10 protein-coding genes are annotated in these 11,667 nt (G+C 66.8%); 6 read left to right on the top strand and 4 right to left on the bottom strand.

The genetic code is table 11. From position 1 onward, the window contains the following. Positions 1–37: 37 nt before the first annotated feature. The 3 genes from NS355_RS10795 to NS355_RS10805 all read right to left on the bottom strand — a co-directional run bounded on the left by NS355_RS10795 (position 38) and on the right by NS355_RS10805 (position 3,230). A complete protein-coding gene (locus NS355_RS10795; protein WP_058745727.1) occupies positions 38–970 on the bottom strand; it encodes a 50S ribosomal protein L11 methyltransferase in 933 nt (310 codons plus the stop codon). Further along, positions 960–1,667, bottom strand: a complete 708-nt coding sequence (locus tag NS355_RS10800; protein ID WP_058745728.1) for an SDR family NAD(P)-dependent oxidoreductase — start codon at positions 1,665–1,667, stop codon at positions 960–962. The genes NS355_RS10795 and NS355_RS10800 overlap by 11 nt, the downstream gene beginning before the upstream one ends. A gap of 180 nt (positions 1,668–1,847) precedes the next feature. After that, complete coding sequence (locus NS355_RS10805) at positions 1,848–3,230, bottom strand: methyl-accepting chemotaxis protein (protein WP_058745729.1); 1,383 nt, start codon at positions 3,228–3,230, stop codon at positions 1,848–1,850. A gap of 206 nt (positions 3,231–3,436) precedes the next feature. On the opposite strand from NS355_RS10805, the gene sdhC reads away from it, so the two are divergent. From sdhC to NS355_RS10835, 6 genes are all read left to right on the top strand, one after another. Beyond that, positions 3,437–3,847 (top strand): succinate dehydrogenase, cytochrome b556 subunit, encoded by a 411-nt coding sequence (gene sdhC / locus NS355_RS10810; protein WP_056433601.1) that lies wholly within the window; start codon positions 3,437–3,439, stop codon positions 3,845–3,847. Further along, positions 3,847–4,230, top strand: a complete 384-nt coding sequence (sdhD, locus tag NS355_RS10815; protein ID WP_058745730.1) for a succinate dehydrogenase, hydrophobic membrane anchor protein — start codon at positions 3,847–3,849, stop codon at positions 4,228–4,230. The genes sdhC and sdhD overlap by 1 nt, the downstream gene beginning before the upstream one ends. After that, on the top strand, positions 4,230–6,038 hold the full coding sequence (gene sdhA, locus NS355_RS10820) for a succinate dehydrogenase flavoprotein subunit (protein ID WP_058745731.1): 1,809 nt from the start codon (positions 4,230–4,232) through the stop codon (positions 6,036–6,038). Before sdhD ends, sdhA begins: the two co-directional genes overlap by 1 nt. A gap of 278 nt (positions 6,039–6,316) precedes the next feature. Beyond that, positions 6,317–7,090 carry a trehalose-phosphatase gene (gene otsB / locus NS355_RS10825; protein ID WP_244489652.1) on the top strand — a complete coding sequence of 258 codons (774 nt, stop codon included), beginning with the start codon at positions 6,317–6,319 and terminating at the stop codon, positions 7,088–7,090. Positions 7,091–7,101: 11 nt separating this feature from the next. Beyond that, positions 7,102–8,868 carry a glycoside hydrolase family 15 protein gene (locus NS355_RS10830; RefSeq protein WP_420893933.1) on the top strand — a complete coding sequence of 589 codons (1,767 nt, stop codon included), beginning with the start codon at positions 7,102–7,104 and terminating at the stop codon, positions 8,866–8,868. Next, positions 8,865–10,280 carry an alpha,alpha-trehalose-phosphate synthase (UDP-forming) gene (locus NS355_RS10835; protein ID WP_058745733.1) on the top strand — a complete coding sequence of 472 codons (1,416 nt, stop codon included), beginning with the start codon at positions 8,865–8,867 and terminating at the stop codon, positions 10,278–10,280. The genes NS355_RS10830 and NS355_RS10835 overlap by 4 nt, the downstream gene beginning before the upstream one ends. Before the next feature lie 56 nt (positions 10,281–10,336). On the opposite strand, the gene NS355_RS10840 is transcribed toward NS355_RS10835, so the two are convergent. After that, positions 10,337–11,464: a mechanosensitive ion channel family protein gene (locus NS355_RS10840; protein ID WP_058745734.1), complete on the bottom strand. Its 1,128-nt coding sequence runs from the start codon at positions 11,462–11,464 to the stop codon at positions 10,337–10,339. Positions 11,465–11,667 lie beyond the last annotated feature (203 nt).

Raw genomic sequence — 11,667 nt, forward strand, 5'->3', positions numbered from 1 at the left:
CGCCTGCGGGAGGGGAGAAGAAAAGTGGTTTACCGGATCAGATATCCAGCGCCCAGCCATCCCGCCCCTTGGGATCGAACGGCGCGTTCGGCACGAACCGCTCCGCACCCGCCCGCAGCCGCAGCACGCTCCAGTCGCCGCGCCGGTCGACCGTCTCCAGCGCACAACCGCAGGCCTCGTAAGCGGCAACTACATCGGCACGCTGCGTCTCCAATAGGCCGGCCAACACCAAGGTCGCCTCCGGCCCCGCGATGGCGGCCAGCTCGGGCGCCATCGAGATCAGCGGCCCGGCAAGGATATTGGCGATGACCAGATCATAGGGGGCCGCCGCCATGATCGGATCGGCGAGCGCACCGTCGGCGACGATCAGCTCGACGCCGTCCACGCCGTTGATCGCCGCATTCTCGGCGGTGACGTCGATCGCGATCGGATCGATATCGGTCGCGACGATCTTCGCCTCGGGCCAAATATGACGGGCAGCAAAAGCGAGCAGGCCGGTGCCGGTGCCGACATCAATGGCGTTCGTCACCGTGCCCGAAGCCATCGCATCGAGCATCGCCAAGCAACCGCTGGTCGTCTCATGATGCCCGGTGCCGAAAGCACGGCCAGCCGGGATGTGAAAGCCGCGCAAACCCTCCGGCACTACTTCGTCACCGGTGTGGACGAAGAAGCGCCCGACCGAGAGCGGCTCCAACCCCGCCTGGCTCATCGTGACCCAGTCTTGCGCGGGCACATGCTCGACCGTGGCGGGATGGTCGCCCGCACTCGGCACAAGCGCGCGGATCGCGGCGATGGTGGCGGCATCGGGCTCGGCCTCGAAATAGGCGTCGAGCCGCCAATGCTCGCGGTCGTCCTCCACCTCCTCGGTGGTCATGATGACCGCCTCGATCGCCAGGTCGTCGGCGGCATCGATCGCCTCAGCCTCGTCGCGAGTGCAGGGCAGGGTCAGCTTCCAGCTGTCAGCGGACATAGCTGGCTCCATTCACGTCGAGGACCGCGCCGGTCATCGAAGGCGGTGCGTCGGTGCACAGAAAACGGACCGTCGCGGCGACCTCCTCGGGGCTGGCGACCCGGCCGAGCGGGATGTCGGCGAGCAGCTTGTCCCCGCCCCGGCTCGCCAGATAATCGTCCGCCATGCCGGTCATGGTGAAGCCGGGGCAGACGGCGAAGGCGAGGATGCCCTGCGCCGCATAGCCGCGCGCAATGGTCTTTGTCATCGCGACCATGCCGCCCTTGGACGCGGCATAATGCCAGTGCGCGGGCGAGTCGCCCCGGTAAGCGGCGCGGCTGGCGATATTGACGATCCGCCCGCCGACGCCCCGCTCCTGCCAGTGCAGCACGGCGAGACGGCACAGCTCGGCCGAGGCGGTCAGGTTGACCTGCATGGTCCGTGCCCAGCTGTCCGACCAGTCGTTGGCGTCGAGCGGGCTGGCCTCGAAAATCCCGGCATTGTTGACAAGGACGTCGATCGCGCCGCCCGCTTCGGTCAGCGCGGCGGCCCAGAGTCGGGCGGGGGCTTCGGGATCCGACAGGTCCGCCGCCAGGTTCGCAGCAGGGCCGCTATGCGTGGCATGGCCCAGGACCCGCGTGTCGGGCAGGTTTCCCAGTGCCGATGCGATGGCCGCGCCGATGCCCCGGCTGCTGCCCGTTACCAATATCGTCGTCATCCCCCGCCCGTGCCGGGCGCGGGGAGATGCGTCAACCGGCTGAATGGATCCTCCCCGCTAAGGGGGGTGGCAGCGCGTCAGCGCTGACGGAGGGGGAGCCCTACATGAGACGTCCCTTGCCGCACGCCCCCTCCACCACCGCTTTGCGGCGGTCCCCCTCCCCGTGCCGGGGAGGATGATTCAGGCCGCGACCCGCGCGACGAACTGGCTGGCGCTGGTCTTCAGGTCGCCCAGCTGCGTGTCGAGATGGTCGAAGCCACGCCCGACCCGGTCGATCTCCTGCGCGACATGCTCGGTATCCTGGCGGATCGCCGCGATGGTGTGCGACATCGAGTCGGCGGCCAGCGCCGTTTCGTCGACGGCGGCGGTGATCGCGGTGACGGTCTGCGCCTGCGCCTCCATCGCATGGCGGATCCGCTCGGCCGACACCTGCACCTCATGGACCGTCGCCTTGATCGAGGCATTGGTCTCGACCGTCGAGCGGGTCGCGGCCTGGATGGCGGCGATCTTGGTCGCGATGTCGTCGGTCGCGCGGGCGGTCTGGCTGGCGAGGCTCTTCACCTCCTGGGCGACGACCGCGAAGCCCCGGCCCGCATCGCCCGCGCGCGCCGCCTCGATGGTGGCGTTGAGCGCGAGCAGGTTGGTCTGCCCGGCGATGTCGCGGATCAGGCCCAGAATCGATTCGATCGACTTGGCATGGTCGGAAAGCATCTCCGACATGCCGACTGCCTGCCCCGCCTGGTCGGCCGCGCGGTTGGCGACATCGGCGGCCTGGTCGACCTCGGTCCGCGCATCCTCGATCGCGCGGATCAGCCCGGCGGCGGTCTGTGCCGCCTCGCGCATCGCGACGGCCGACTGTTCGGCGGCGGCGGCGACTTCGCTCGACTTGCCCAGCATCCCGCGCGTGGACAGCGAGGCCTCCTGTGCCTGGCGTCGCAGGTCGCGGCCCTCGACGCTGGCATTCTCCACTACCGACGAGATGCCGTTGCGGAAATCGCCCGCCAGCCGCTCGCGTTCGCGTTCGGCGCTCCATTCGCGAAAGCCCGCGAACAGTTCGACGGTCAGTTCGGTCTCCATGCCGAACAGGCGGAGCAGCGTGTCGATCATCACCTCGCGGCGGGGATCGTCGGGCGACACCGATTCCTGCAACACCTTCAGCGCCGCGCGGTCGCTGGCGCAGGACATGGCCAGCACCTCCATCGGCGGCACCCCGGCGGCATAGGCGGACGCGACCGAACGCCCCAGCGACTCGACCCAGTCGCGTCCCGACAGATGGCAGAATCGGTTGCGCAGATAGGCGCGCCCGGCCGTCAGCTGCCGCTCGCGGTCCAGCTTGGTCCACTCGGGCGCTCCGGGATTGGCGGTGCGCCAGTGACTCCAATAGGCCTCGATCACCTCGTCGGCGCGCGGCTCGATGGCGGGCCATAGATCGGCGGCCAGGCGGGTCAGCGCGCCGTCACCCCCGTCGAAGGCGCGAACCCGCGCCTCGAGGTCGATCCCCGCCGTAATCTCCGTCGGCGGCGGAAGATCGGTCCTGGCAACAATATTTTCCCGTTCGGGCATAGCGGCTCCCGCGTTCAGGCAATCGGAACGTGATGCCGCTGATTCTGGCGCAAAAAGCGTTAAAGGCGGGTTAGCCGCCGGGCAGGCCCTGCCGCCATGACCGGCCGAGGTCGCTAATCTCGCCTCGCGACTTGCATCCTGTCGGCGTCTTCATCATAGGCGTATCCGCAAACCAGCCCGACTTTAGACTGTTCGAGGATCTGCCCTTGGCCGCCCGCAACACCGCACGCCCGCTCTCCCCGCACCTCCAGATCTGGAAATGGGGCCCCAACATGCTGGTCTCCATCCTGCATCGTGCCACCGGCACGGGCATGGCGACCGTGGGTGCGGCGCTTCTCGTCTGGTTCCTGGCGGCGGTCGCCGCAGGTCCGGAAAGCTATGCGACGTTCCGCGACGTCTTCACCGTCCAGTCGGGCGGGCTGAACATCATCGGCTATGTGGTCGGCATCGGCCTGACCGCCTGCCTGTTCCAGCACATGGCCAACGGCATCCGCCACCTGTTCATGGACGTGGGCGCGGGCTTCGAGCTGAAGTCGAACAAGCTGCAGGCGCAGGCCACCATGATCTTCGCGGTCGTGATGACGGTGGCCTTCTGGCTCTATCTGGGGATCAAGTGATGCGTTCGGGAACCGCAATCGGCCGCGTGCGCGGCCTGGGCTCGGCCAAGTCGGGCACCCATCATTGGCTCAACCAGCGCCTGACGGCGGGATCGAACTTCCTGCTCGTCGTGTGGCTGCTGATCTCGATCCTGCGCCAGCCCTCGTTCGATTACGCCGCGATGCATCTGTGGCTGTCCAACCCCTGGGCCGCCATCCCGATGGTCCTGCTGGTCGCATCAATCTTCTATCACATGCGCCTGGGCCTGCAGGTCGTGATCGAGGATTATGAGCAGGACCAGAACCGGGTCGCGCTGCTCGTCGTCATGAACCTGTTCGTCTTCACGATCGCCGCCATCGCCATCTTCTCGATCCTCAAGATCGCCTTTGGAGCCGCTGCATAATGTCTGCTGCCGCCTACAAGATCATCGACCATACCTATGACGCCGTCGTCGTGGGTGCGGGCGGCTCGGGCCTGCGCGCGACCATGGGTATCGCCGAAGCGGGTCTGAAGACCGCCTGCATCACCAAGGTGTTCCCGACGCGCAGCCACACGGTCGCCGCGCAGGGCGGTATCGCCGCGTCGCTGGGCAATATGGGCCCCGACCACTGGACCTGGCACATGTACGACACCGTCAAGGGGTCGGACTGGCTGGGCGACCAGGACGCGATCGAATATCTCTGCCGTGAGGCGCCCGCCGCCGTGTACGAGCTGGAGCATGCGGGCGTGCCGTTCAGCCGCACCGAAGAGGGCAAGATCTATCAGCGCCCGTTCGGCGGCATGATGCAGAATATGGGCGAAGGCCCCCCTGCGCAGCGCACATGCGCGGCCGCCGACCGTACCGGCCACGCCATGCTGCACGCGCTGTACCAGCAGTCGCTGAAGTATGATGCGGACTTCTTCATCGAATATTTCGCGCTCGACCTGATCATGGACGATCAGGGCAATTGCCGGGGCGTCATCGCGCTGTGCATGGAAGACGGCTCGATCCACCGTTTCCGCGCGCATAACGTCGTCCTGGCGACGGGCGGCTATGGTCGCTGCTATTTCTCGGCCACCTCGGCGCACACCTGCACGGGTGACGGCGGCGGCATGGTGCTGCGCGCAGGGCTCCCGCTCCAGGACATGGAGTTCGTGCAGTTCCACCCGACCGGCATCTATGGCGCGGGCGTCCTCATCACCGAGGGTGCACGCGGCGAAGGCGGCTATCTGACCAACTCCGAGGGCGAGCGCTTCATGGAGCGTTACGCGCCGTCGGCCAAGGACCTCGCCAGCCGCGACGTCGTGTCGCGCTCGATGGCGATGGAAATCCGCGAAGGGCGCGGCGTCGGCAAGGAGGGGGATCATATCTACCTCCATCTCGACCATATCGACCCGAAGGTCCTGGCCGAGCGCCTGCCCGGCATCACCGAAACCGGCAAGATCTTCGCCGGTGTCGACCTGACCCGCCAGCCGCTGCCGGTCACGCCGACCGTCCACTATAATATGGGCGGCATCCCGACCAACTATCACGGCGAAGTCGTGCGCCTGAAGGACGGCAACCCGGATTCGGTCGTCCCCGGCCTGTTCGCGGTCGGCGAAGCGGCCTGCGTGTCGGTGCACGGCGCGAACCGCCTGGGCTCCAACTCGCTGATCGACCTTGTCGTGTTCGGTCGCGCGACCGGTCTGCGCATCAAGGACACGCTGAAGCCCGGCACGCCGCACGCGCCGCTGCCCAAGGGCTCGGAAGAGCTGGCGCTGGGTCGCCTGGACCACTTCCGCAACGCCGCCGGCAGCTCGACCACCGCGTCGGTGCGCAGCGAGATGCAGAAGACGATGCAGCGCCACTGCGCCGTGTTCCGCACCGACGAGCTGCTGACCGAAGGCCGCCAGATGATCCGCGCCACCTATGGCCGGATGAAGGACATCGGCATCAAGGATCGCTCGCTGATCTGGAACACCGATCTGGTCGAGACGCTGGAGCTGGACAATCTGATCAGCCAGGCGGTCGTGACGATGGAATCGGCGCTGAACCGCAAGGAAAGCCGCGGCGCGCACGTGAACGAGGACTTCCCCGATCGCGACGACGCCAACTGGATGAAGCACACCGTCGCGACCTTCGACGGCTGGGGCGGCCAGGGCGGCGGGGTCGAGATCGACTATCGCCCGGTGCACGACTACACGCTGACCGACGATATCGAGTATATCAAGCCGAAGAAGCGGGTGTACTGAGGCCCGGTTTCACGGTTCGGAAAAGAGGGGCTGGCGAGCGATCGCCGGCCCTTTTTTGTTTTCGGGTCGTTCGGCGCGCCCCTTCTTGCTCCCCTCCCGCAGGCGGGAGGGGCTGGGGGAGGGAAAAGCCACAAGCGATGTCCCCCGGGGAGAGAGCCCTCCCCCCATCCCCCTCCCGCTTGCGGGAGGGGGTGCGCTTGGTACGACGGTCGTCCTCCAAACTGTAATCATTTCGGCAGCGCAGCGGAACGCGAGCGGCGGGGATGGGTTCACTCGGCATGTCCGCATCCGCTATGCTTTCGCCCATGCCGGTCGACCTCGCCCCACCCCCGCCCCGCCTGTCCGTGACGGACAGCCTGTTCCTCGATTTCGACGGCACGCTGGTCGACCTCGCCGACAATCCGGAGGGGGTGCATGTCAGCCGAGAACTCGCCGACCGGCTGGATGCGCTGGCCGCACATATGCCGGGCCGTCTCGCCATCGTCAGCGGCCGTTCGATCGCGCAGCTAGATGCGCTGTTCGGCCCCCAGGCCCAGCATTTCACCCTCGCGGGCAGCCATGGTGCCGAACGCCGCTCGCCCGACGACGGCCATGTCCAGCCCGACAAGCCCCCTCACCTGGCCACGGCGACGGATGAGATGCGCATGGTCGCCGAGGCTCATGACCTGTATTTCGAAACCAAGAGCTTCGGCGCGGGCCTTCATTACCGCCGCAATCCGCAAGCCGAACCGCTCGCGATCCGCGAAGCCACCGCCATCGCCGAACGTCACGGCCTGACCCTGCAACCCGGCAAGATGATGGTCGAGATCCGCCTGCCCGGCGACAAGGGCCGGGCGATCGAGACGCTGATGCAGGCCCCCGCGATGCAGGGCACGGTCCCGATCTTCTTCGGCGACGACGTCACCGACGAGGACGGCTTCGTTGCCGCTGCCGCCCTGGGCGGCGCGGGCGTGCTGGTCGGCCCGATGCGCGAGACCGCTGCCCGTTACCGCCTGCCCGATGTCGCCGCCGTCCATATATGGCTCGCCCAAGCGCTGGAGAATGCCAAGTAATGCAACAGGACATGAACCTCTGGCCGATCGGCAATTGCCAGGTTTCCGCGCTGGTCGATTCGGCAGGCCGCTTCGTCTGGGGCTGTGTGCCGCGCGTCGATGGCGACCCGGCCTTTTGCGCGCTGCTGGGCGATGGCGAGCCGGAGACGGGCTATTGGGCGATCGACCTGGAGGACCGGGTCTCAACCACGCAGGGTTACTTACGCAACACCCCGATCCTGGTCACCACGCATATGGACGACCGGGGCAACGGCATCGAGATCACCGATTTCTGCCCGCGCTTCTCGCGCGAGGGCCGCGTCTATCGCCCGACCAGCTATGTGCGGATCGTGCGCCCCATCGGCTCCCCCCGTATCCGCATCGCCCTGCGCGTCGCGACCGACTGGGGCACGCCCACCGAGCGGACGCAAGGGTCCAACCATATCCGCTATCTGATGACGCAGCAGACGCTGCGCCTGACCACCGACGCGCCGGTCGGCCATATCGCCGCCGAACAATGGTTCCGCCTCGAGCGCCCGATCCACATGTTCCTCGGCCCGGACGAAAGCTTTGCGGGCGTGCTCAGCGAGGCGAGCCGCGCCATGCTGGAGCGGACCACCCATGAATGGCATCACTGGGTGCGCGGCCTCGCCACCCCGGTCGAGTGGCAGGCCGTCGTCATCCGCGCCGCCATCACGCTGAAGCTGTGCCAGCATGAGGAAACAGGCGCCATCGTCGCCGCGCTGACCACCTCGCTGCCCGAACATGCCGATTCAGGGCGCAACTGGGACTATCGCTACTGCTGGATTCGCGACGCCTATTATACGGTGCAGGCGCTCAACCGGCTGGGTGCGCTCGACGTGCTGGAAGGGTATCTCGAATATCTGCGCAACATCGTCGATGCGGCGCGTGGCGGGCATATCCAGCCGCTCTACGGCGTCGGCGGCGAGGCGACCCTGGTCGAGCGGATCGAGGAAAAGCTGCCCGGCTACCGCGCCATGGGCCCGGTGCGCGTCGGCAACCAGGCCTATGAGCAGATTCAGCACGATGCATACGGCCAGATCGTGTTGTCCGACGTGCAGGCCTTCTTCGACACGCGCCTGTTCCGCATGTCGGGCGTCGAGGACTTCCACTCACTCGAACGCGTCGGCGAGCGGGCCTGGGCCAAGTATGACCAGCCGGACGCAGGGCTGTGGGAGCTCCGCACCAAGAGCCACGTCCACACCTACTCGGCGGCGATGTGCTGGGCGGCGTGCGATCGGCTGGCCAATGCCGCGCAGGCACTGGGCCTGGAGGAACGCCGCGCCTTCTGGCAGGAGCGCGCCGACCAGATGCGCGAGACGATCGAGCAGGCAGCGTGGCGTCCCGAGACGCAGCGCATGTCGGCGACCTTCGGCGGCGACGATCTGGACGCCAGCATCATCCAGCTGCTCGACCTGCGCTTCCTGTCGCCCGACGATCCCCGCTTCCGCTCGACGCTCGATGCGGTCGAAAAGGGCCTGCGCCGGGGCAGCCACATGCTGCGCTATGCCACCGAGGACGACTTCGGGCTTCCGCATACCGCCTTCAATGTGTGCACTTTTTGGCTGATCGAGGCGTTGTATGTTACCGGGCGTCACGAGGACGCCCGCGCGCTATTCGAGGAGATGGTGGCGCGCTGTACCCCCGCCGGGCTTCTGTCCGAGGATATCGACCCCAATACGGGCGAGCTGTGGGGGAATTACCCGCAAACCTATTCGCTGGTCGGCCTGATCAACTGCGCCGTCCTGCTGAGTAAACCATGGAGTGCCGTGCGATGAGCCGCCTGATCGTCATCTCGAACCGGGTCCAGCCGCCCACCACCGGGCCGGGCGGAAATCAGGGCGGGCTGGCGGTCGCACTCCTCGCCGCCTTGCGCGAACAGGGCGGCATCTGGTTCGGCTGGTCGGGGGAGACCACCGACCAGTTCAACGGCCATATCAACTTCCAGCAGGGCGGCGGCGTCACCACCGCGACCATCGACCTGGAAGAGCAGGATATCGACGAATATTATAACGGCTATGCCAACCGGACGCTGTGGCCGCTGTTCCACTATCGGATCGACCTGACCGAGTTCGAGCGCGACTTCGATTCGGGCTATGCGCGCGTCAACGAGCGTTTCGCCGAGACGGTGCAGCCGCTGATCGAGCCCGACGATCTGGTCTGGGTGCATGACTATCACCTGATCCCCCTGGGCCGCGACCTGCGCAAGCGGGGGTTCAAGAACCGGATGGGCTTCTTCCTGCATATCCCGTGGCCGCCGGTGCGGCTGCTGATGTCGCTGCCCAGCCATCGCAAGCTGGTGGAATCGCTCTTTGCCTATGACGTGGTCGGCTTCCACACCGAGGACTGGCTGGACAGCTTCCGCGACTATGTGACCAAGGAGCTGGGCGGGACCCTCGGCGAGAATGGCGCGGTGACGTGGAACGGCAAGACGATCCAGGCGATCCGCGCGCCGATCGGCATCGAGACCAAGGAGTTCGAGGAGGCCGCGAACGGCCATGACGCCCGGTTCGCGCGCGAACGCATGTATATGTCGGCGACGGGCCGCAGCCTGATCGTCGGCGTCGACCGGCTGGATTATTCCAAGGGGCTGGCCGAGCGCTTCCTGGGCTATGAGCGCTTCCTGGCATCCAACCCGGAGCGGCGGGGCCTGGTCTATATGCTCCAGATCGCACCGCCCAGCCGCGAGAAGGTGAACACCTATCAGGAGATTCGCGCCAATCTCGATTCGCTGTCGGGGCGAATCAATGGCGAATATGCCGATATCGACTGGGTGCCGATCCGCTACGTCAACAAGGGGTTTCCGCGGCCCGTGCTGGCGGGCATCTATCGCGCGGCGCGGATCGGGCTGGTCACGCCTTTGCGAGACGGGATGAACCTGGTCGCCAAGGAATATGTCGCGGCGCAGGATCCGGAGGACCCCGGCGTACTGATCCTGTCGCGCTTTGCCGGTGCCGCCGAGCAGTTGAAGGAGGCGGTGCTCATCAATCCCTACAGCGCCGAGGAAATGTCCGACGCGATCGTCCAGGCGCTGGCTATGCCGCGCGGCGAGCGTATCCGGCGCTGGGAAAGCCTGATCGAGAATGTCCGGCGCGAGGACGTGTTCTGGTGGTGCGAGCTGTTCCTGGCCGCGCTGCGCGGGGACGGGGTGAAGGCAGAGGCCAAGGCGATCGAGGCGGCGGCGTCTTAAATATTCCTCCCCTGCAAGGGGAGGTGGCGCGCGTAGCGTGTCGGAGGGGTGTCCCGCTATCGAGAGGGTGACACCTCTCCGTCAGGGCTTCGCCCTGCCACCTCCCCTGCAAGGGGAGGAATTAGCGCATGGTGCTCCAACCGCCGCCGGGGGAGCGCCTCAGGCATCTCGCACCGGATATACTCCAGCAGCCCCTCGCGGATCTCGCACCGCAGGTCGAACGCGGTGGAGGCATCCCGCGCCGTCATCAGCCCGCGCACCTCGATCGAGTCCGGTTTCACATCCGTCACCTGCATGTTGAAGAACCGCCGGTCCCAGCGCGTACTCGCCTCGACCAGTTCGCCCATCTTCGCGCGCAGCCGGGGAATGTCCGCCGCCGGATCGAGATACCAGAAGACTGATCCCAGCAACTGGCTGGTCTCACGCGTCCAGTTCTGGAAGCTGTTCTCCAGGAACTTGGCGACCGGCACGACCAGCCGCCGCTCGTCCCAGATACGCACCACCACGAAGGTCAGGTGGATTTGCTCGATCCGTCCCCATTCATTGTCGATGATGACCACGTCGTCGAGGCGGATCGGCTCGGTAAAGGCCATCTGCACGCCCGCGATCAGGTTCTTGAGTGCGGGCTGCGCGGCGGCACCGACGACCAGACCAGCAATACCCGCCGAGGCCATCAGCGTGACGCCGATGGTGCGGATGCCCGGCACGCTCAACAGCATCAGGCAGACGGTCAGGAACACGATCAGGAAGATGCCGATCCGCCCCAATATTTGGGCGCGCGTCCGCTTGCGCCGGGCCCGTAGATTGTCTTCCACGCTGATGTCGGCGCGGAGATAGACCACACCCTGAAGCGCGCGCAGCGCGGATACCGCCAGCCAGCCGAGCAGGGCGGGCACGCAGAACCCGAGGGCCTGCCGCCAGATTTCGCGTCCGTCGCTCGACATCGGAACGAGGCGCATCGCGAAGCTGACCGCAATGGCGATCGCGACCCAGCGCAGCGGCTGGCGGACATGGGCGAGGACCAGATCGTCGCTTTGGCTGGCCGTCCGCCGCGCGGCGTGTCCGGCGATCCGCATGGCGACGCTGTGCACCAGCACCGCGACCAGGATCGCGACCGCAATGATCGTCAGGTTTTGAAGCCACAGCCATTCGGCCGGAATGTCGAGCGATCGAAGCCAGCGCATGGAGGGGCTAAAGGGTGGGAGGGGCGAAGGTTCCCGATTCCCTTGGCCTTCGACTTCGGCGCTTTGCGCCGAAATCGAAGGCCATGCCCCACCCGATCCGCAAACAAAAACGCCCCCCGACCAAAGCCGGAGGGCGTCTTCGTCATGTCCGGATCACCGCGCCGGGCGAACCGCACCGGTGGGGGCGGGTGCCGGGACTCCGG

This window comes from Sphingomonas yabuuchiae (genome assembly GCF_001477495.1).
Classification (GTDB): Bacteria; Pseudomonadota; Alphaproteobacteria; order Sphingomonadales; family Sphingomonadaceae; genus Sphingomonas; species Sphingomonas yabuuchiae_A.